Annotated in this window: 17 protein-coding genes and 1 riboswitch; of the genes, 7 read left to right on the top strand and 10 right to left on the bottom strand. The window is 70.9% G+C overall.

Features of this window, described 5'->3' with window-relative positions:
* Window positions 1–11: 11 nt before the first annotated feature.
* Complete coding sequence (pcrA, locus tag ACFYWS_RS06660) at window positions 12–2489, bottom strand: DNA helicase PcrA (RefSeq protein ID WP_389270335.1); 2478 nt, start codon at window positions 2487–2489, stop codon at window positions 12–14.
* A 186-nt stretch (window positions 2490–2675) separates the two neighbouring features.
* A riboswitch (cyclic di-AMP (ydaO/yuaA leader) is annotated at window positions 2676–2836 on the top strand.
* A gap of 7 nt (window positions 2837–2843) precedes the next feature.
* On the opposite strand from pcrA, the gene ACFYWS_RS06665 reads away from it, so the two are divergent.
* A complete protein-coding gene (locus ACFYWS_RS06665; RefSeq protein WP_389270338.1) occupies window positions 2844–4031 on the top strand; it encodes an NlpC/P60 family protein in 1188 nt (395 codons plus the stop codon).
* Window positions 4032–4048: 17 nt separating this feature from the next.
* Here the strand turns inward: ACFYWS_RS06665 and ACFYWS_RS06670 are convergent, their stop codons facing one another.
* On the bottom strand, window positions 4049–4402 hold the full coding sequence (locus ACFYWS_RS06670; protein WP_389270341.1) for a hypothetical protein: 354 nt from the start codon (window positions 4400–4402) through the stop codon (window positions 4049–4051).
* Window positions 4403–4706: 304 nt separating this feature from the next.
* Between ACFYWS_RS06670 and ACFYWS_RS06675 the strand changes: the two genes are divergently transcribed.
* On the top strand, window positions 4707–5747 hold the full coding sequence (locus ACFYWS_RS06675; RefSeq protein WP_389270344.1) for an NlpC/P60 family protein: 1041 nt from the start codon (window positions 4707–4709) through the stop codon (window positions 5745–5747).
* Window positions 5748–5769: 22 nt separating this feature from the next.
* Here ACFYWS_RS06675 and ACFYWS_RS06680 read toward each other — a convergent pair whose 3' ends face one another.
* Together ACFYWS_RS06680 and ACFYWS_RS06685 are read right to left on the bottom strand one after the other, a co-directional pair.
* Window positions 5770–6453, bottom strand: a complete 684-nt coding sequence (locus tag ACFYWS_RS06680) for a LuxR C-terminal-related transcriptional regulator (protein WP_389270347.1) — start codon at window positions 6451–6453, stop codon at window positions 5770–5772.
* A complete protein-coding gene (locus ACFYWS_RS06685; protein WP_389270350.1) occupies window positions 6450–7757 on the bottom strand; it encodes a PspC domain-containing protein in 1308 nt (435 codons plus the stop codon). The genes ACFYWS_RS06680 and ACFYWS_RS06685 overlap by 4 nt, the downstream gene beginning before the upstream one ends.
* Before the next feature lie 168 nt (window positions 7758–7925).
* Between ACFYWS_RS06685 and ACFYWS_RS06690 the strand changes: the two genes are divergently transcribed.
* The gene (locus tag ACFYWS_RS06690; protein WP_389270353.1) at window positions 7926–9224 is read left to right on the top strand and encodes a PspC domain-containing protein; all 1299 of its coding nucleotides are present in this window, start codon (window positions 7926–7928) and stop codon (window positions 9222–9224) included.
* A 362-nt stretch (window positions 9225–9586) separates the two neighbouring features.
* On the opposite strand, the gene ACFYWS_RS06695 is transcribed toward ACFYWS_RS06690, so the two are convergent.
* Together ACFYWS_RS06695 and ACFYWS_RS06700 are read right to left on the bottom strand one after the other, a co-directional pair.
* On the bottom strand, window positions 9587–10102 hold the full coding sequence (locus ACFYWS_RS06695; RefSeq protein WP_389270356.1) for a DoxX family protein: 516 nt from the start codon (window positions 10100–10102) through the stop codon (window positions 9587–9589).
* 91 nt (window positions 10103–10193) lie between these two features.
* Complete coding sequence (locus tag ACFYWS_RS06700; protein WP_389270359.1) at window positions 10194–11465, bottom strand: hypothetical protein; 1272 nt, start codon at window positions 11463–11465, stop codon at window positions 10194–10196.
* A gap of 150 nt (window positions 11466–11615) precedes the next feature.
* Between ACFYWS_RS06700 and ACFYWS_RS06705 the strand changes: the two genes are divergently transcribed.
* Window positions 11616–12488, top strand: a complete 873-nt coding sequence (locus ACFYWS_RS06705) for a DUF4429 domain-containing protein (protein WP_389270362.1) — start codon at window positions 11616–11618, stop codon at window positions 12486–12488.
* Between the two features lie 12 nt (window positions 12489–12500).
* On the opposite strand, the gene ACFYWS_RS06710 is transcribed toward ACFYWS_RS06705, so the two are convergent.
* Window positions 12501–13292, bottom strand: coding sequence for a class II aldolase/adducin family protein (locus ACFYWS_RS06710; protein WP_389270365.1), 792 nt, complete (start codon window positions 13290–13292; stop codon window positions 12501–12503).
* A gap of 118 nt (window positions 13293–13410) precedes the next feature.
* On the opposite strand from ACFYWS_RS06710, the gene ACFYWS_RS06715 reads away from it, so the two are divergent.
* Entirely contained in the window at window positions 13411–13899 is a 489-nt protein-coding gene (locus ACFYWS_RS06715) for a pyridoxamine 5'-phosphate oxidase family protein (protein WP_389270368.1), read from the top strand.
* A gap of 44 nt (window positions 13900–13943) precedes the next feature.
* Here the strand turns inward: ACFYWS_RS06715 and guaA are convergent, their stop codons facing one another.
* Window positions 13944–15524: a glutamine-hydrolyzing GMP synthase gene (guaA, locus tag ACFYWS_RS06720; RefSeq protein WP_389270371.1), complete on the bottom strand. Its 1581-nt coding sequence runs from the start codon at window positions 15522–15524 to the stop codon at window positions 13944–13946.
* A 321-nt stretch (window positions 15525–15845) separates the two neighbouring features.
* Here guaA and ACFYWS_RS06725 point away from each other — a divergent pair, with 321 nt between their 5' ends.
* The gene (locus ACFYWS_RS06725) at window positions 15846–16112 is read left to right on the top strand and encodes a chorismate mutase (RefSeq protein ID WP_389270374.1); all 267 of its coding nucleotides are present in this window, start codon (window positions 15846–15848) and stop codon (window positions 16110–16112) included.
* Window positions 16113–16438: 326 nt separating this feature from the next.
* A complete protein-coding gene (locus tag ACFYWS_RS06730; RefSeq protein WP_389270377.1) occupies window positions 16439–17398 on the top strand; it encodes a hypothetical protein in 960 nt (319 codons plus the stop codon).
* 89 nt (window positions 17399–17487) lie between these two features.
* Here the strand turns inward: ACFYWS_RS06730 and ACFYWS_RS06735 are convergent, their stop codons facing one another.
* Together ACFYWS_RS06735 and ACFYWS_RS06740 are read right to left on the bottom strand one after the other, a co-directional pair.
* Window positions 17488–19293, bottom strand: a complete 1806-nt coding sequence (locus ACFYWS_RS06735) for a GMC family oxidoreductase N-terminal domain-containing protein (RefSeq protein WP_389270380.1) — start codon at window positions 19291–19293, stop codon at window positions 17488–17490.
* 90 nt (window positions 19294–19383) lie between these two features.
* Window positions 19384–21012 (bottom strand): succinic semialdehyde dehydrogenase, encoded by a 1629-nt coding sequence (locus ACFYWS_RS06740; protein WP_389270383.1) that lies wholly within the window; start codon window positions 21010–21012, stop codon window positions 19384–19386.
* Window positions 21013–21053 lie beyond the last annotated feature (41 nt).

A 21053-nucleotide genomic window follows, 5' to 3' on the forward strand; every position in this document is an offset into this window, starting at 1 on the left:
CCGCAGCGCGGCTACAGCTTCTCGACCGGCGCGTACCGCAGCAGCAGACGCTTCGGCTTCGGGTCGCCGAAGTCGATCGACGCCTCCGACTTGTCGCCCGTGCCCGACACGCCGACCACCGTGCCCAGCCCGAACTGGTCGTGCGTGACGCGGTCGCCGACCGCGAGGGGCACCACCGGCTTGGAGTTCGCCCGGCGCGTGGCGAAGGCCGGTGTCGTGCCCGTGCGGGAGCGCGAGGACGACAGGGAGGCCGCGATGCCGCCACCGATGCTCTTGGTCGAGGCCGCAGGCGTGGACGGGCCCGTGCGCTTCCAGTCCAGGTGGCCTGCCGGGATCTCCTCCAGGAACCGCGAGGGCGGGTTGTACGAGGGCTGGCCCCAGGCGCTGCGCATGGAGGCGCGCGTCAGATAGAGGCGCTGTCGCGCGCGCGTGATGCCCACGTACGCGAGGCGGCGCTCCTCCTCCAGCTCCTTGGCCTGGCCGAGGGAGCGCATGTGCGGGAAGACGCCGTCCTCCAGGCCGGTCAGGAAGACGACCGGGAACTCCAGGCCCTTGGCGGTGTGCAGCGTCATCAGCGTGATGACGCCGCTCCCGTCGTCCTCCTCGTCGGGGATCTGGTCGGAGTCGGCGACGAGGGCGACGCGCTCCAGGAAGTCGGAGAGGCCTCCTCCACCCGTCTCGGACTCCCCCTCTTCGCTGGCCTCCTGCTCGAACTCCAGGGCCACGGCGGCGAGTTCCTGAAGGTTCTCGATCCGGGTCTCGTCCTGCGGGTCGGTGGAGGCCTGCAGTTCGGCGAGGTATCCGGTGCGTTCGAGGATGGCCTCCAGGACCGTGGCCGGGCCGGCGCCCGACTCGACGATCGTGCGCAGGTCCTCCATCAGCGTGTTGAACCGCTTCACGGCGTTCGCCGAGCGGGCCGCCATCCCGTACGCCTCGTCGACGCGGCGCAGCGCCTGCGGGAAGGAGATCTTCTCGCGCTGGGAGAGGGCGTCGATCATCGCTTCGGCGCGGTCGCCGATGCCGCGCTTGGGCACGTTGAGGATGCGGCGCATCGGCACCGAGTCCTCGGGGTTGGAGAGCACGCGCAGGTAGGCCAGGACGTCCCTGACCTCCTTGCGCTCGTAGAAGCGGACGCCGCCGACGACCTTGTAGGGCAGGCCGGTCCTGATGAAGATCTCTTCGAAGACTCGGGACTGCGCGTTCGTCCGGTAGAAGACCGCGACGTCGCCCGCCAGCGCGTCGCCCGCGTCCGTGAGCCGGTCGATCTCGTCGGCGATGAACTGGGCCTCGTCGTGCTCGGTGTCCGCGACGTAGCCGGTGATCTGGGCGCCGGGCCCTTCGTTGGTCCACAGGTTCTTGGGGCGGCGCGACTCGTTGCGCTCGATCACCGCGTTCGCGGCGCTGAGGATCGTCTGCGTGGAGCGGTAGTTCTGCTCCAGCATGATCGTCGTCGCGTTCGTGTAGTCCTCTTCGAACTGCAGGATGTTACGGATCGTGGCGCCACGGAACGCGTAGATCGACTGGTCCGCGTCACCCACGACGCACAGCTCGGCCGGGTCCGCGTCCTCGCCCTCGGTGGGGCCGACCAGCTCGCGCACCAGCGCGTACTGCGCGTGGTTCGTGTCCTGGTACTCGTCGACCATGACGTGCCGGAAGCGGCGGCGGTAGTGCTCGGCGACGTCCGGGAACGCGCGCAGCAGGTTCACCGTGGTCATGATCAGGTCGTCGAAGTCCAGCGCGTTCGCCTCGCGCAGGCGTCCCTGGTACATCGCGTAGGCCTGGGCGAGGGTCTTCTCGAAGCCGTCGGCAGCCGTCGACGCGAAGTCCTCCTCGTCGATCAGCTCGTTCTTGAGGTTGCTGATCTTGGCGCTGAAGGACTTCGGCGGGAACTTCTTCGGGTCCAGGTCCAGGTCGCGGCAGACGAGCGCCATGAGCCGCTTGCTGTCGGCGGCGTCGTAGATCGAGAAGGAGGACGTGAAGCCCAGCTTCTTGCTCTCCCGGCGCAGGATGCGCACGCACGCGCTGTGGAAGGTGGACACCCACATGGCGTTCGCACGCGGGCCGACCAGGTCCTCGACGCGCTCCTTCATCTCGCCCGCGGCCTTGTTCGTGAACGTGATCGCGAGGATCTGGCCGGGGTGCACGCCGCGCTCGGCGAGCAGGTACGCGATGCGGTGCGTGAGGACACGGGTCTTGCCGGATCCGGCGCCCGCGACGATGAGCAGCGGGGAGCCGCCGTGCACGACGGCCGCCTGCTGGTTCTCGTTCAGCCCCTCCAGGAGGGAGGCCGAGTCGAGGACAGGGCGCGGCGCGCCGTCCCGGTAGTGCGTGTCCCTGCCTGCGGGCGCGCCGAGCTTCCCGCCGAACAAGTCGTCCGGCATCGGCTCCGCGGCCCCGTCGTCGTGCTCGGGGTCCGGGGGCGGCGGCGGGGGTTCCTCCGCGCTGTTCTGGAGGCCGGTCAGGAAGCTGTCGTCAAAGAGGCTGCTCATCGCTCTACGAGTCTAGGCGGCCCCACTGACAACCCGTGGCTGCCTTCGGAACTCCGGGGACCCTCCAGAGGGCAGATCACGAAAATGTATCGGGCATATCGAACATCAACCTTCACAGCAGCCACACGAGTTGGCTACGGTGCAGCCGGGCAGCCCGTCCCCCCGCCCGCGAATGTCGCGGCGAACGGGAAGCCCCCGCTGAGTTCCGTACGCCGTAAGGCAGGGAACCGGGGACCCAACCGACCTTGGGGTGAATCGGTCAGCCGACCAGCCGACCGTAGGGCAGCCTTCCGCGTACCACGCCCGAACCCGACAGCTAACCCGGTAGGCGGACGACGGAAGGAGTCGCCTGCCTTGGCGTCGCACCGCAAGCCCCGCAGCCGTTCCCTGATGACCGGCGGCCTTCGAACGACCCCCGCGGTCGGCATCACCACCGCCGCCCTCACCTCCGTGGCACTGCTCTCGCAGACGGCACAGGCCGCGCCCGCGCAGCCCTCGTCGAAGCCGCGCCTCGAAGAGGTCCAGCAGAAGGTCGACACCCTGTACCGGCAGGCCGAGGTCGCCACCCAGAAGTACAACGGGGCGAAGGAGCGGACCGACTCCAAGAAGCAGCAGGTCGACGCGCTCCTCGACGATGTCGCGCAGCGCACCGAGGACATGAACACGGCCCGCCAGAAGCTCGGCAGGTACGCCGCCGAGCAGTACCGCTCGGGCGCCGTCAGCGACACCGCGACGATGTTCCTCGCGGACGATCCGGAGGACTACTTCTCGCAGCGCCACCTGATGAGCCGGCTCACCGACGAGCAGAAGAAGTCGGTCGACGACTATCAGTCACAGGCGCGCGAGACCGCGAAGAAGCGCACCGAGGCGCAGTCGAGCCTCCAGGACCTCACCGAGTCGCAGACCGACCTGAGGTCGACGAAGGAGACCGTCCAGACGAAGCTCTCCGACGCGCGCGAGCTGCTGGCCGAGCTGACCGCCGAGGAGAAGGCGCGGCTCGCCGCGATCGAGAAGGCCAAGGAGGCGGCGGCCCGCAAGAAGGCGGCGGAGCTGGCCGCGAAGCAGAAGGCCGCGGAGGCGGCGAAGCAGAAGGCGGCCGAAAAGGCGCGCCAGCAGGAGGAGTCCTCCGGTTCCTCTTCCGGCTCTTCGGGGTCCGCATCGGGATCGTCGGACGCCTCGTACGCCACGAAGGCCGCGCAGGCACTCGCGTTCGCCAAGGCGCAGGAGGGCAAGCCGTACGTGTGGGGCGCCACAGGCCCGGACTCGTACGACTGCTCGGGCCTGACGCAGGCGGCGTGGAAGTCAGCGGGCATCTCGCTGCCCCGGACGACCTGGGACCAGGTCGAGATCGGCAAGACGGTGCCGCTCTCCGATATCCAACCCGGTGACCTGGTGTTCTTCTACGACGACATCAGCCACGTGGGCCTCTATATGGGCGACGGCATGATGGTCCACGCGCCGAAGCCGGGCACGTCCGTGCGCGAGGAGTCGATCTACTACGACGGCACGTCGTCGATCCACAGCGTGGTGCGGCCGGCCTGACGTACGTACGCGGTCGCTCAGGTCCAGAGCACCGCGATGAAGATGTTGGCGACGGTGAGCGCGCCGACGGTGATGAAGAGGCCCTTCTCCGCCTTCTCCTCGTCCCGCTTCACGTAGACGATGCCGAGGATCACGACCAGGACGGCGAGCTTCACGCCGATCTTGATGTTGTTCACGGTGCTGCCGTCGGCCTGGTTGAGGCCGACCAGGGCGACGCCGGTCACCAGCATGGTCAGGGCGCCGTGCAGCATCGCCTTGTTGAAGCGGGCCGCGCCCTCCTTCATCGCCGACATCTGCGTGAGGAAGCCGCCGAGCAGCGAGGCGATGCCGATGATGTGCAGGCCGACGAAGAGGTGGATGAGTACGTCCATGAGGCGGAGCCTAACCGGACGTCCATGGCCTACTACGGGCACCCCTTTGCCACTCTGTTATCACTCTCCGCCACCATCCATAACAAACAGACCAGTTGCGAACAATCCGGCACCAACCCGTTACGCGGAGGTTTAGCGTCCTTGCTCAGGTGACCGGCTCCCCACCGCCGCCCGTGCCAGGGGCGGCAGTCGGACACCACCGCCGAGAAAGGTCCGGCGGCGACCCGCTCCCCCTGTGCGGGCCGCCGCCGGACGCGCGACCGGGGGCCGTGCGTTCTCGTACGGCCGCCCAGAGGAGGACCTTGTGCCGGCAGCACACCGCAAGCCCCGACCGCGTTCGCTCAACGGCGGGAGGGCCCGCACCGCGGCCACCCTCGCCCTCGCGTCCGCGGCCACCGTCACCGCCCTCGACGGCGGGGCGGCGCACGCGGAGCCCGAGCTCAGCCCCGCCCAGGTGCGGGCCAAGGTCGACAAGCTGTACCAGGAGGCGGAGGCCGCCACCCAGAAGTACAACGGGGCGAAGGAGGAGGCGGACGGCGCGCGGAAGAAGGTGGACGCCCTCCAGGACGAGGCGTCCCGGCGCACCGAGTCCCTCAACTCCCAGCGCGAGAAGCTGGGTTCGGTGGCGGCCTCCCAGTACCGCACGGGAGGCGTGGACCCCTCGGTCCAGCTGCTCCTCTCCTCCTCCCCCGACGCCTACCTCGACAAGGCGTCCCTCACGGAGCGCGTCGGCGCACGGCAGGCCGCCGCGGTCACCCGCGTACAGGGCGAACTCCGCGAGATCGACCAGCTGCGCGGCGACGCCGACGACACGCTCTCCGAACTCCGTACCAAAAAGGCCGACCTGGAGGACAACAAGAAGAAGGTGAAGCGAAAACTCGGGGAGGCCCGCCGCCTCCTCGCCCGCCTCACCCCGGAGGAGCGCACCCCCGCCCCCGCGCAGAGCGAGCACGCCTCACGCTCGGCGGAACGCGCCGACCTCTCCCACGCACCCAACTCCCGTGCCAAGGCAGCGATCTCCTTCGCGTACGGCGCACTGGGAAGCCCCTACGTATGGGGCGCCACCGGCCCCTCCGCCTTCGACTGCTCGGGCCTGACGCAGGCCGCGTACAAGGCGGCGGGGGTCTCGCTGCCCCGGACGACGTACAGCCAGATCGACGCGGGGCAGCGGGTGCCGCAGTCCCAACTCCAGCCGGGTGACCTGGTGTTCTTCTACTCGGGCATCACGCACGTGGGCCTCTACATCGGCGGCGGCAAGATGATCCACGCCCCGAACCCGAGCGCCCCGGTACGGGTGGCCCCGATCGACGAGATGCCGTTCGCGGGGGCGACGCGGGTGGCGTGAGCCGCCCCCGAAGACCGCTACGTCACACCAGCCTTCGCGCCGTCGCCCACCGCGTCAGCTCGTGCCGGTTCGAGAGCTGGAGCTTGCGCAGCACCGCCGAGACATGCGACTCGACCGTCTTCACCGAGATGAACAGCTGCTTGGCGATCTCCTTGTACGCGTAACCGCGCGCGATCAGCCGGAGCACCTCGCGCTCGCGCTGCGTGAGGCGGTCCAGGTCCTCGTCCACCGGGGGCGCGTCCGTCGAGGCGAAGGCGTCGAGGACGAAGCCGGCGAGGCGGGGCGAGAACACCGCGTCGCCCTCCTGGACGCGGAAGATCGAGTTGACGAGGTCCGTGCCGGTGATCGTCTTCGTGACGTAGCCGCGGGCGCCGCCACGGATCACACCGATCACGTCCTCCGCCGCGTCCGAGACCGACAGCGCCAGGAACCGCACCGGGTTCTCCGCGTCCGCCATCATCTGGGCGCTGCGGCGCAGCACTTCGACGCCGCCGCCGCCGGGGAGGTGCACATCGAGGAGGACCACCTCGGGCCGCGTCGCCGTGATCACCGTGACCGCCTGGTCGACGTCGGCGGCCTCGCCGACCACCTCGACGCCCGTCTCCTCGGTACGGCCGATCTCCGCCTGGACTCCGGTGCGGAACATGCGGTGGTCGTCGACCAGGACCACTCGTACCCGTCGCGTCTGAGCTGCCTCGTCGGTCATGACGTCCCTTCCGCCCTCTTCATGGTCAGTTCGACCTCCGTGCCACCGTCCGGCACCGCCCGCAGCCGGGCCGTCCCGCCGTAGCGCTCCATCCGGCCGATGATTGATTCTCTTACGCCCATGCGGTCGGGCGGGATGGAATCGAGGTCGAAGCCGGGGCCCCGGTCACGTACGGAGACGAAGATCTCTTCCCCGTCGACGTCGCCCACGACCTCCGCGTACACCTGGACGGCGCCGCCCACGCCACCGTACTTGGCGGCGTTCACCATCGCTTCCCTCGCGGCCTGCATCTGCGCCGACAACTGCTCGTCGAGCAGGGTGTCGCCCACCACCACGACCTCCAGCGGGACCCCGTGCTTGTCCTCGACCTCGGCCGCGTTGCGCTTCACCGCCTCCGCCACCGTCTCCGGCTCCTGCGGGTTCTCCGCCGCGGCCGGTTTGTACAGCCACGCGCGCAGGTCGCGCTCCTGGGCGCGGGCGAGGCGGCGCACCTCGGCCGCACTGTCCGCGTTGCGCTGGATCAGGGTGAGCGTGTGCAGGACCGAGTCGTGCACATGGGCCGCGACCTCCGCCCGCTCCTGCGCGCGGATGCGCATCAGACGCTCCTCGGAGAGGTCCTGCGTCATCCGGATCAGGTAGGGCCCGGCGAGGAGCGCGATGCCCACGAGGACGGCGAGCGCCGCCTGGAGGATCGGGCCGAGGTGCTCGGTGGCGCCCTGCGTGACGAAGATGCCGGTGACGCCCACGCCGACGAGCAGCACCCCGGAGGCCGCGCGGGCCAGGCTCAGCGTGCGCCGACGGCGGCCGACCTCCATCCAGCGGGCCCTGCGCGCGTTGTCCGCCTGCCGCCAGACAAGGGCGACGCCCGCGGCGACGAGCACGGTGGGGATCAGGTACGCCTTGGTGTTGCCGGTCAGGTTCACGTTCTCCACGAAGATCATCGCTACGACGACCATCAGGAGCAGGGCGAGGATCTGACCCTTGTCCGGCTTGCGCGTCACCAGCCGGCGGCGGCCGTCGGGAGACGTCTCCGTGCTGAGCACGGGCGGGCGGTCCGCGCCGACGCCGCCCACGCCCAGCGGCACGAAGAACCAGAACGCCGCGTACAGCAGCGCCCCGAGCCCGTCCGCCATGAACAGGCCCACGAAGACCAGACGCACCCAGATCACCGGCAGCCCGAGATGCCCCGCGAGGCCCCGCGCCACTCCGCCCAGCCAGCGACCGTCGCTGCTGCGGTAGAGCTTGCGCGGCGGCCGCGGGTCGTCTCGGTCCTCGGTGAGAGGGGCGGGCGCTGCTTCCGGCATGCCACCGATCGTCACATGCGGTAGAGGGCCGGGCATCAGGGTCGGCCCCGGATACTTCCCTGATCTTCCCGCCCGGGTCGTGTCCGCGGGTGGCTCAGGGACGATCTCAGGGTTCGGCCAGGGTTCTCCCGGCTGCCGCGAACGGGCCCCGGCCGTCACGATGTACGTATGACCCAGCAGCCCCCTCTCGACACGCCCCCTGAAGACGCGCGGCCGCCACGGCCACTGCGCGGCTTCCGCCGCGACCGGCGGTACAAGACGCTGGGCGGCGTGTGCGCGGGGCTCGGCCGGCACTGCGACATGGACCCGGTGATCTTCCGCATCGGCCTGTCGGTACTCTCGGTGACCGGCGGCGTCGGGCTGATCTTCTACGGCTTCGCGTGGCTGTTCACGCCGTACGACGACGAGGACGAGAACGAGTTCCGCAAGCTCCTCACGGGGCGGGTGGACGGGCCGGGCCTTGCCGCGATAGTCACCGCGCTCGTCGGCTGCGGGGTGTTCCTCTCCATGCTGAACAACGGGGGCGCGCTGACCTTCGCCGTCGTACTCGCCCTGCTGCTCGCCGGCGCCGGCTACTGGTCGCAGGCGCGGCGCACGACCGACCCGGACCCGGCGGCGGCCCAGGCCGTCGCGGACGCACCGCCGGAGGCGCAGGCACCGCCGGTCGCGCGCGGGCCTTCGTGGTGGCGCGACCCGATCGTGAAGGACGGCACGCACGACGGCGCCACCGGCTACCTGTGGGGCCCGCCGGACGCCGAGGAGCGCCCGGCGGCGACACGGTTCGGCTCCTGGCGCGGGCCCGTCACCGCCAAGCCGTCCGCGCCACCGCAGCCGACAGGACCGCGCGGCATCGGCGCGCTCACGTTCCTCGGGGCGCTGATCGCGGGCGGCATCGGCACCGGCGTGACGTGGGACGAGCGCACGTTTGGCGCCAGCCTGCAGACCGGACTCGCCTGCGCGCTCGCCGTGTTCGGCCTGGGCATCGCGGTGAGCGCCTTCCGCGGCCGCACCGGCGTCGGCTCGATCCTCCTCGCGCTGATCACGGCGGGCCTGCTCACGGCGTCCGCCGCACTGCCCGCGAACATCAGCACGGAGTGGGCCCGCACCGACTGGACGCCCGCGCGCGCCGCGGACGTGCGGCCGAGCTACGAACTGGGCTCGGGCGTCGGCACGCTCGACCTGTCCAAGGTGTCGGTGGCCGACGGCAAGACCCTCGCCACGCATGTGGAGGTCGGCGCGGGCAAGGTCCGGATCGTGCTGCCCGCGGACGGGACGGCGCGGCTGCGCGCGGAGGTCGGCGTAGGGGACATCCGGCTGCCGGGCGACCCGTCGCGCGATGTGGACGTACGCCCGGACCAGCAGGAGACGGTGACCTTGGCACCGCCGGGCAAGAAGCCCACCAAGGCCTCGATCGAACTGCACGTGGAAGTCGGGCTCGGACAGGTGGAGGTGGACCGTGCGAAGTGAATTCCATCCGGGTCGGCTGATCGCTGGACTGGTCCTGATGACAACGGCGGTCGTCTACTTCGGCGACGCGGGAGACGCGTGGGACGCGCCGTGGTTCGTGGGAATCCCACTGGTGTGCGGAGGGCTGTGCCTGGCGGCGGTCGTCGGGGCTGTTCGGCGCATGATGGGGCTGCGCTCCCGGGGCTCCGCCCCGGACCCCGCCGGCTGCGATCGAGCGGATCGATCCACTTGAGCAATCGATCCACTCGAGCAACAGGCTCTCGCGCAACAAAATCCACATCAGCACCCACATCGAGCGAGCCCCTGCGGCGATTGAGGCGCGGGGTCCGGGGCAGCGCCCCGCGACCGCGACGCCATCCGCGTCAATACGTGGTCCGCCGCCCCCGCCACCACGAATCCACCGACCACACCGCCGCCCCCGCCAGCACCAGCGGCAGCCACGCCATCAGATACGCCAGATCGTTCCCGAGGTAGTACGGCTCCGTCGCCCAGCTCACCGTCAGCCACAGGCTCAGCGAGATCAGCGCCCCGCCGACCGCCGCGAGCCGCGCGAGGACACCGAGGAGCGTGCCGATCCCGACCGCCAGCTCGCCGAAGGCAATCGCGTAGCCGAAGCCCGAAGGCGACTTCAGCGCGAGGTCGACGAGCGCCGGGATCGCGGACGTGTCCCGCACGCCCCGCATCTGGTCGCCGATCGAGCCGCCCCCACTGGCCTTGAAGAACGCGCTGTCGGTCAGCTTGTCGAACGCGGCGTAGATGAACGTGACGCCGAGGAAGACGCGCAGCGGCACGAGGGCGTACCGCTGCGCGGTGTCGCGCCAGCCTCCGGACGGCGGGCCGTAGCTCGTGCTCAGGTCGGATCGCATGCCGTGCGCCATAGCCGCTCCGCCGCCTCTCGCGCCTGGTGTCTCTACCTGACCATACGTACGAGAGCACGCCCCGGCTCACTACGGAAGCCGAACGGCCGCTTCAGTCGACGACGTCGATGGCGCACCGGTTCGTCTCGACGCCCGCCGCCGTGATCACCTGCACCTCGACCCGCCCCGGCTCCACGTCCACCGGGACCGGCACCGTGAGCAGCGCGTCGGTCGGGTTGGTGAAGCCGCCGGGGACCGGGACGAGCGGCACATGGACGTGCACCGGGCCGATCCGCACGGCGACCCGCGCGAGCTGGTCCACGGCGCCCGCGCCCGGCGGCACGAATCCGGAGCCGCGGATCTCGATGTCGTCGCCGGTGCGGATCGGCGCGTCCAGGTCGCCTGCCTCCCGCGCCCGCACCACGGAGAGGATCGCCGGCCGGCCGCCCTCCGCGTACTTCCCGGCGAGATACGTCGCCGCTGACACGCCCACCAGGACCGCGAGGGACCACGGCAGGTCCGGCAGCTGGTCGGGGCGGCGGGCGAGGCGGACGGCCGCCCAGACGACGACGGCCGCGCCCACGGCGGCGTATTGGATGTCCGTGAAGCTGCCGCGCCCGGAGTCGTCGGTGAGCAGGTCGGAGGCGCGCGGCCGCGGCGCCCGCAGCTTCTGCAGCCGCTGCCCGCCGACGCGGACCCCCACCACCCGGCGTACCAGCACGGCGACCGCGCACACCACCGCGAGAACCGTCAACAGGCCTGCCCCACGGGCGAGTTCGAGGCCGTCAATGAGGGCGTCACGTCGCGCGGGGTCCGAAGCGAGCGCCAGTTCACCGGCGAGGACGAGGACCGCGTACAGGGTCGGCAGGAGCACGCCGCACGCCACCGCGCGCGAGGTCGACAGGCGGTTGTCCTCGCCGATCAGCGGCGCGAGCAGACCGCCGCGCGCCCGGTGCAGATATCCGGCCACGGTGAGCGCCCCGGCCACCACCAGCGCGGCCACGAGCCCCGCCGTGCGGGCGGTGGTCCAGCCGGCGCCGATCGCGGTGAGCGACTGGACGATCAGCAGGGCGGTCACGCCGCCCCACACCACGTACAGCGTGCGCGGCCACAGCCGGGTGAACCAGGCCACGCCCTCCTCGCGGCCGCGGTCGGCCATCGCCCGCGCGGACTGGGTGAGTTCGTCGGAGATCCACTGCCGCGACGCCCCGGCCGAGTGCGCGACGGCCGCGGGCAGCCCCTGTCCCGCCGCCAACTCGTCGCGCTTCGCGGCGAATCGGGCGACGGCCCTGCGGTGCCCCTCGCGCGCCCCGCGCGGACAGTCGCCGCAGGTGCACCCGCCCTCGTGCGCCGTCCGGTCGTTCCGCGCTTCCTGCACCGCCACCGCAGCCGCCCCACCCTCGTCAACTTCCTTGCCTTGAAGGCGAATTGTGCCGCACGCCGGGGGCGTGACATCGCACGGGCTCACCCCTCAAGAGTGAATGGCTTTGACCTGCATTGACCGGAGTGTTGACGTCGCTGCGAGAATTTCCGTATGGCCGAGATCATCCAGCGTGACGGAACCTGGGCCTTCGACGGGACCACGGTCCGCATCACCCCAGGTCTGCACCGGTCGGTCGCCCTGCTGCGGCAGACCTACGGCGAGATCGACGTACCGCTCACCGCCGTCGCCGGCGTCGCCTACGAACCCGAGCGCAGACGCGGCCGCCTCCGCCTCACCCTGCGCGAGGCCGCGGACCCGCTGCTCCAGGCCACCGGCGGCCGCCTCCCGGACACCGCCGACCCGTACCGGCTCACGGTCGACGCCGACCGCTCCGGGGTCGCCGAGTACGTCGCCGAGGAGATCCGCCAGGCCCTGCTGCTCGAACAGCTGCCGCCGGGCCCCGCCGACGCGTACCTCGTGCCGGGCCCCGCGGTGCCGGTCTCGGTGCGCTCCAGCGACGGCCTCGTCTCCTTCGACGGCAGCCGGGTCCGCATCGACTGGAGCGAGACCTCGGACCGGGTGAAGCGCGCCACGGGCCCGCGCGTCATCGCGCTCGACGACCTCGAAGAGGTGGAGTGGGTTCCGGGCTCCGGCTATGAGGACGGGGTGCTGCGCTTCGTCCCCAAGGGCGCCCCCAAGGGCTCGCCGCACTCCAAGCTGCCGGCGGAGAAGGACCCGTACGCCCTCGACCTGTGGGGCAACGCCCGCAAGGACCTGCTGACCGCGCTCGTCGCCGCGGCGGTCACGGCCCGGCTCCCGCACCCGTCGGCACCCCGGGGTACGCCCCCGCTGCGGCCCCGGCAACCCGACCACGACGTCCTGCTGCGGCGGCTTCGGCAGCTGGGCGAGCTGCACCGCCAGGACGTGCTCACGGACGAGGAGTTCGCGGCGACGAAACGGGTGGTGCTGCGCGATTTCCGCTGATCACTCCACGTATCAGGACAGCAGGTCCGGCTCGCTGCGCGTGATGTCCTGCCACAGGCTCTGATAGTTGATCCAGCCCACGAGATCGCTGCCCGTCTGCTCGCGGGTCGCCATCGCCTGCCGCCGGTCGATCAGCACAGGACGCCCCGCCGAGCGCGCCGCCAACTGCACCTGGCAGGCCCGCTCCAGGGCGATGAACCACCAGGCCGCCGCGTCCACCGAGTCGCCCACCGTGAGCAGCCCGTGGTTGCGCAGCACGAGCGCCTTGTTCGCGGCGAGGGCGACCGCGATCCGCTTGCCCTCCTCCGGGTCCACGCCGACGCCCGTGTACTCGTCGAGCAGCGCGTGGTCCTCGTAGAACGCGCAGGCCTCCTGCGTGATCGGCTCGACCAGCTCGCCGAGCGCGGCGACGGCCCGGCCGTACGTGGAGTGGCAGTGCGCGACCGCCACCACCTCGGGGCGGGCCCGGTGCACGGCGACGTGCGTGGTGAAGGCGGCCTGGTTGACGTGGAAGCGGCCGTCGACGACCTGCCCGTCCCCGTTGGCGAGGACGAGGTCGCCGACCGTGACGTGCTTGAAGGGCACGCCGAACGGATTGACCCAGTAGCAGTCGTCGTACTCCGGGTCGCGGGCGGTGATGTGCCCGGAGACCCCTTCCTCGTACCCCGCCCGCCCGAAGATCCGCAGGGCGCCCGCAAGCCGCTCCTTGCGGTACCTGCGCTCGTCGGCGACGTTCGTGTGCTGCGGTGGCATCGCGAATTGGAGCTGGTCGTGGGGTATGGGGGCGGGGTTCTGCGTCGACATGGTGCGGAAGGTACCTCCGCGACAGCCAAGGTGACAGGGCCGACGTGTGAAAAGAATGCGGCGAAACGCGCGGGGATACCGGACAGAGGACGTCGGGATTGCGCGCGAGACTGGCTCCATGACGTCGAACGCGACCACCTGGGCCACCTTCACCGAAGCCGAACCGGACCTCGCCAAGACGGTCGAGGACCGCTTCGGGCAGCACATCCACCACGTCCTGGCCACCCTCCGCAAGGACGGCTCGCCGCGCACCAGCGGCCTCGAAGTCCGGTTCCTGAACGGGGAGTTCTGGCTCGGCATGATGCCCGGCTCGCTCAAGGCCCGCGACCTGCTGCGCGACCCGCGGTTCGCGATGCAGGCGAACCCGGGCGAGGGCATGACCATGGGCGGCGGCGACGCCCGGATCAGCGGCCGGGCACTTCTGGTCGAGGACGCCGCGACCGTCTCCCGCTACACCGACCAGGTCACCGTCCCGGACCCCAACGACTTCCACCTGTTCCGCACCGAACTGACCGAGGTCACCAGGACGTACGTCGAGGACGAGAAGTACCTGGTGGTGCAGGTGTGGACGCCGGACGGAGGCGTCCGGGTCATGAAGCGTACGTAAGCGAAAGTGCCGCCCACCCGAAGGTGGACGGCACTCTCGCAGGACTACTCCCACTCGATGGTGCCCGGGGGCTTCGACGTCACGTCGAGCACGACCCGGTTGACGTCCTTGACCTCGTTCGTGATCCGCGTCGAGATCTTCGAGAGCACGTCGTACGGCATCCGCGTCCAGTCCGCCGTCATGGCGTCCTCGGACGAGACGGGGCGCAGGACGATCGGGTGACCGTACGTGCGGCCGTCGCCCTGGACGCCGACGCTGCGGACGTCCGCGAGCAGGACGACCGGGCACTGCCAGATCTCGCGGTCGAGGCCGGCCGTGGTCAGCTCCTCGCGGGCGATCGCGTCGGCCTCGCGGAGCAGGTCCAGGCGGTCCTTGGTGACCTCGCCGACGATGCGGATGCCGAGACCGGGGCCGGGGAACGGCTGTCGCTGGACGATCTCGTCCGGCAGGCCGAGCTCGGCGCCGACGCTGCGGACCTCGTCCTTGAACAGCTGGCGCAGCGGCTCGACGAGCTCGAACTCGATGTCGTCGGGGAGACCGCCGACGTTGTGGTGCGACTTGATGTTCGCCGTGCCGGTGCCGCCGCCGGACTCGACGACGTCCGGGTAGAGCGTGCCCTGGACCAGGAAGGCGACCTCGGGTCCTTCCTCCTGGAGGATCTCCAGCTGCGCCTGCTCGAAGACGCGGATGAACTCCCGGCCGATGATCTTGCGCTTCTCCTCGGGGTCACAGACCCCGGCGAGCGCGTTCAGGAACCGCTCGGACGCGTCGACGACCTTCAGCTTCGCACCGGTCGCGGCGACGAAGTCCTTCTCGACCTGCTCGGTCTCGCCCTTGCGCATCAGACCGTGGTCGACGTACACACAGGTCAGCTGGTCGCCGATGGCCTTCTGCACGAGGGCCGCGGCGACCGCGGAGTCCACGCCGCCGGACAGACCGCAGACGGCGCGCTTGTCGCCGACCTGGGCGCGGATCGCGGCGACCTGCTCCTCGATGACGCTGCCGGTCGTCCAGCTCGGCTCGATGCCGGCGCCGCGGTACAGGAAGTGCTCCAGGACCTGCTGGCCGTGCGTCGAGTGCATGACCTCGGGGTGGTACTGGACCCCGTACAGCTTCTTCTCGTCGTTCTCGAAGGCGGCGACCGGTACGACGTCCGTGGACGCGGTGACGGTGAAGCCCTCGGGCGCCGCGGAGCAGGCGTCGCCGTGCGACATCCACACGGGCTGCTCGGCCGGGGTGCCCTCGAAGAGCGTCGAGTCGCCCTTCGACACGGACAGCGGGGTGCGGCCGTACTCGCGGGCGCCGTTGTCGTCGACGGTGCCGCCGAGGGCCGTGGCCATCAGCTGGAAGCCGTAGCACATGCCGAAGACGGGGACGCCGGCCTCGAAGATCGCGCGGTCCAGGCGCGGGGCGCCCTCCGCGTAGACCGACGAGGGGCCGCCGGAGAGGATGATCGCCGCCGGGTTCTTGGCGAGCATCTCCGCGACCGGCATGGTGCTCGGCACGATCTCGCTGTAGACCCGGGCCTCACGGACGCGGCGGGCGATGAGCTGGGCGTACTGCGCACCGAAGTCGACGACCAGGACGGTGTCGGGGGCGGCGGCAGCGGAAGTCGCTGATGACACGGGTTGCCTTCCGGCGGCTTAGCAGGGGGTCGTGTGGCCGATTCTACCGGGTACGTCACCCGTGGTTGTGGTCGCGGGGCTCCGCCCCGGACCCCGCTGCTCAAACGCCGCAGGGGCTTGATGTGGCTATACTCCCGCCATGTTCTCGTTCACGACCTTCGTCTTTACCTATGGCAGCCGGCCCGCCGGATGCCATGGTCGTGCTGCTTGAGCAACTGACAAGCGACTTCACCAGGCGCCCCGGGCCGACAAGGCCCGGGGCGTCTGGCGTTTCCGGGTCCTGCCGGTCCGGGGCCGCCTCCACCACACCGAGGAGCCCTCATGACCGCCACGACCGAGAACACCACCACCGACGTGATCTCCGGCGCCCGCGAACGCATCGACGCGCTCGACGACCGGATCATCGGCCTCGTCCAGGAACGCATGGCCGTCTCGGCCGTCGTCCAGGAGGCGCGGATCGCCTCGGGCGGGCGGCGGGTGCACCTGTCGCGCGAGAACGAGGTGCTCGGGCGCTACAGGGACGCGCTCGGCAAGCCCGGCACCTCGCTCGCCATGACGCTGCTCGAACTGTGCCGGGGCCGGGTCTGACCGGCAGGGCACCTCAGTTCGGTTGCGTCCTCACCCATACGGCGCGTGACCCGTTGGCACAGGCTTCGTTGGTCCCGGTGTCCGTGCCAGCCAGGGGCGGGCCAACCGAACCACGCGTGGCTCCGCTGGAGCGTTGAGACGTATCGGTCATGCCGTGCGTCGTGGGACCTCGCTCCAGACACGTGACCGGACGGCAGGGGACAGCAGCCCGGTCACACCAGAGAACGGTCGGCCTCGGGGACGCCCGAGGCCGACCGGCCTCCGTACAACCCTTTTTGGCCATCGCGGGTCACTTCAGCGGAATCTCCCAGCCCTCTGAGGACCCGATGAACCTTCGTCGCGCACTGGTGTCGGCGGCCGCGACCGCCGCGCTCGCTCCGATCGCCCTGTTGTCCGCCCCGGCCGCGTTCGCGGACGGGCCGCCTTCGGACACCACGACCTCCACCGGGACCGCCGCCCCGAGCCCGTCGGCGAGCGCGTCCGCGTCGCCCACCGCCTCGCCGAGCCCCTCCACGTCGACGCCCACGGCTCCGAAAGCGAAGGAGGCGAAGGAAGCGGGCGACAAGAAGGCCGAGCCGTCCGACGAGTGCACCGCGGCCGAGAACAGCCCCGGCACCCTCGCCGAGCTGCGGGGGCTTCCGTCGAAGATCGTCGCCGGTTCCGGGTGGCACGGCTTCACGTTCCGCGTCACGAACATGACCGACCAGGACTTCGCGTCGGCCCGGGCGCAGGTGTACGCGTTCTCGTTCGCGTACGAGGACGAGTCGGACACGAGCCGGTATCTGCGCCTTCAGTGGTTCGACGGGACCGCATGGCGGGACCTCGACAACAACCGCGAGCACGACGCGTCGTTCCCGGCCTCAGGCCCCCTCGCCCGTGGTGCGCACTCCGACGTGCAGCTGCGCATCTCGGTCGACGCGAAGACGCCGGCCGGCGCCGGTGCCGGGCTCGCCCTCGCGGTGAGCGTGGACCCCGAGGGCGTCTGCGGCAACAGCGTGCCCGAGGACGCGTACTGGGACTTCGACATCCTCGCCGCCGGTACCTCCACCGGCCACACCAGTACGCCGAAGCCCTCGGCCACCGCCACGGCCACGCCCAGTGCGTCGGCCTCCGCGTCCAACGCCCCCTCGCCGCAGGCCAGCCGCACCCCGGTCGACGGCTCGCTCGCCTCGACCGGGGCCGGCTCCGCGCTACCGGTCTTCGGAACGGCAGCGGGGCTCGCCGTCGTGGCGGGCGGCGGGGTCATGTACGCCGTGCGCCGCCGCAAGGTGAGCAACGAGGCGTAGCCCTACGTACGTACAAGAAGGACCCGCACTCGGAGGGGGAGTGCGGGTCCTTCTCATGTGTCGCTCATCGCTCATACCGCCTCAAGCGGTCAACTGGACTGCAGCGGCTCCTTCTTGGGCGGTACCTCGGGCACCGCGAGCAGCGGGAGCTTCAGCGCGCCGAAGGCCTCCGCCGGGACCGCCGGGCTCTTCGGCTCGACGGCCGCGAGCCGCCGGTACGCCGAGCCGGTTTCCGGACGGGTGTCCTCCTCACCCTTGTTCGGCCAGTACGACAGGGCCCGCTCGGCCTGCGCCGTGATCGTCAGGGACGGGTTCACGCCGAGGTTGGCGGTGACGGCGGCGCCGTCGACGACCGAGATGCCGGGGTGGCCGTAGACCCGGTGGTACGGGTCGATCACGCCGGTCTCGGCGCTGTCGCCGATGGGGCAGCCGCCCAGGAAGTGGGCGGTGAGCGGGGTGCCGATCAGTTCGCCGATGTTCGAGCCCGCGAAGCCGTTGATCTCCGCCGCGATCGCCGACGCGCCCTCCGTCGCGGCCTTGATCTGCTTCGGGTTGGGGGCGCCGTGGCCCTGCCGCGCGGTGAGCAGGCCCTTGCCGACGCCGTCCGCCTTCAGATACGTGGTCAGCGAGTTGTCGAGGGACTGCATGACGAGGCCGATGATGGTCTTCTCCGACCAGCGGCGGTTGGAGAGCGAACGGGCCACCAGGGTGGGGTGCTTGACGGCGTTCGCCAGCCAGGCCGCGACCCTCGACGAGCCCTCCGTGTACGGGACCTGGAGGATCGAGAGGCCGCCCATCGAGTTCGAGCCCTTGCCGTAGCGGACCGGCTCGATGTGCGTGTTCGCGTCCGGGTGGATCGAGGACGTGATCGCGACGCCCTTGGTGAAGTCGGCCTTCGCGATGCCGTGCTTCTTCTTGTAGCGGCGGTTCGTGGTCTGCGAGCCGACCAGGGCCTCGGAGTTGGTGCGGGTCAGCTCGCCCAGGCGCTCGGACAGGTGCGGCAGTTGGCCGTTCGCCTTCATCCGGTGCAGCAGGGTCTGGGTGCCGTACGTGCCCGCCGCGACGATGACCTTGGGCGCGGTGAAGGTGCGTCCCGTCGCCTTCTTGTCGTCCGTGGGCAGGGTCGACACCGCGTAGCCGCCGCGCGAGTCGTCGGTCACCGAGACGACCGAGGTCATCGGGTGGACGACCGCGCCCGCCTTCTCGGCGAGGTACAGGTAGTTCTCGTTGAGGGTGTTCTTCGCGCCGTGCCGGCAGCCCGTCATGCACTCGCCGCACTCGGTGCACGCCCTGCGGGCGGGGCCCGCGCCGCCGAAGTACGGGTCCTCGACCTGCCCGCCGGGGGCGGCCCGCGACGCGCCCTCGGCGTCCTTGCCGTCGCCGAAGAAGACGCCGACCGGCGCCAGGTGGAAGGTGTCGCCGATGCCCATCGACTGGGCGGCCGCCTTCAGGTGCACGTCGGCGGGGCTCATCGTCGGGTTGATCCGTACGCCGAGCATGCGCTGCGCCTGGTCGTAATACGGCTTCAACTCCTCCTGCCAGTCGGTGATGTGCGCCCACTGCGGGTCGTCGAAGAACTGCTTCGGCGGTACGTAGAGGGTGTTGGCGTAGTTCAGCGAACCGCCGCCGACCCCCGCGCCTGCCAGGACCATGACATTTCCGAGCAGATGGATGCGCTGGATGCCGTACATGCCGAGCTTGGGGGCCCAGAGGTAGTTCTTCAGGTCCCAGGAGTTCTTGGGGAGGGTGGCCGGGGTGAAGCGGCGACCCGCCTCCAGCACGCCGACCCTGTAGCCCTTTTCGGCGAGGCGAAGGGCCGATACCGACCCGCCGAAACCCGATCCGACGATCAGGACGTCGTAGTCGTACGCGGGGCTGCTTTCGCCCATCGACATTGATGGTTCTCCCTCTTTGCGTGGGCCGGTTGAATCAAGCCCCGCCGGCGATTGAGGCGCGGGGTCCGGGGCAGAGCCCCGCGACGTCGGCTACTTCAGCCGGAACTTCTTCATCAGGCCGAGGCTGACCGTCATGAACGCGGCGTAGCGCTCGTCGTCCATGCCGAAGGACGGGGCCATCGGCATCACGCGCTGGTGGGCGACCGTCTGGGCCTCGGTGTACTTGAGGATGCCCTCGGAGCCGTGCCTGCGGCCGAGGCCGGACTCCTTCATGCCGCCCATGGGCGACTGCACGCTGCCGTACGCGGGGGCGTACCCCTCATTGATGTTGACGGTGCCGGTACGAAGGCGGGCCGCGACCTCGTGGCCGCGCTTGGCGCTCTTCGTCCAGACCGAGGAATTCAGGCCGTACGACGTGGAGTTGGCAGCTGAGATCGCCGCCTCCTCGTCGCTGAAGCGGTAGAGGGAGACGACCGGGCCGAAGGTCTCCTCGCCGCAGACCGCCATCGGGGCCTCGACGCCGTCCAGGATCGTCGGCTCGAAGAAGTACGGGCCGATGTCGGGGCGCGCGTGACCGCCCGCGACGAGCGTGGCGCCCTTCGCGACGGCCTCGTCGACGTGCCGCGTCACCGTGTCCAGCTGCCGCTGCCCGACGAGCGAGCCCATCTCCGCGCCGTACGCGAGGGAGCGGCCGAGCCGCATCCCCTTGGTGCGGGCGGCGAACCGGGCCACGAACGCGTCGGCGATCGACTCGTGCACGTAGATCCGCTCGATGGAGATGCACAGCTGCCCCGCGGAGGAGAAGCAGGCGCGCACGGCACCGGCCGCGGCCTTCTCCACGTCGGCGTCCTCAAGGACCAGCATGGCGTTCTTGCCGCCCAGTTCGAGGGAGACGCCGACCAGCCGGGCGGCGGCGCCCTGCGCGACCTCGCGGCCCGTGCGGGTCGAGCCGGTGAACGAGACGTAGTCGGCGTGCTTGACCAGCTCGGGGCCGACGACCGGGCCCTCGCCGAGGACGACCTGGAAGACCTCGGGCGGCAGGCCCGCCTCGATGAGCAGGTCGCGCGCCCACAGGGCGGTCAGGCAGGTCTCCGTGTCGGGCTTCATGACGACCGCGTTGCCCGCGACGAAGGCGGGGAGCGCGTCGCCGACGGAGAGTTCGAGGGGGTAGTTCCACGGCGCGATCTGACCGACGACACCGCGCGGCTGTCGCAGCTCCGTCACCTTGGTCAGCGTCGGGACGGCGCCCGTGTGCCCCTTGGGCCGCAGGTACGCGGGGGCCTTGCGGCCGTAGTGCCGGGAGGCGACCGCGACGGCCTGCACCTCTTCGTGCGCGTGCAGCCGGGCCTTGCCGGTCTCCAGCTGGATCAGGTCGAGCACCTCGGCCTGGCGCGCGAGCACCAGGTCGTGGAAGCGCAGCAGCACGGCGGCGCGCTTGCGCACCGGCGTCCTCGCCCAGACCTCCTGGGCGGCGCGGGCCCGCTCGAACGCCGTCGCCACGTCCTCGGGCGTCGACTGCGGCAGATCCGCGAGCTTCTCGCCGGTGAACGGCGTGTGGTTCGCCGTCCGCCCCGAGCCGACCACGTCCCGCGTGAGGCGCGCGATCAGGTCGGGCGTGACCACGTCGACGGCCGTGCGGGCACCCTCGGGGGCGGCCGCGACGGGGTTCGTGCGGGTCTGCTCTGCTACGTGCTCCGGGGTGGCCTGCGACTGCGTCATACCGGCGAGCGTAAGTCCGGGCGTCCGCTTTCGGTACCCGT

This window comes from Streptomyces sp. NPDC002795 (assembly GCF_042888725.1).
Classification (GTDB): domain Bacteria; phylum Actinomycetota; class Actinomycetes; order Streptomycetales; family Streptomycetaceae; genus Streptomyces.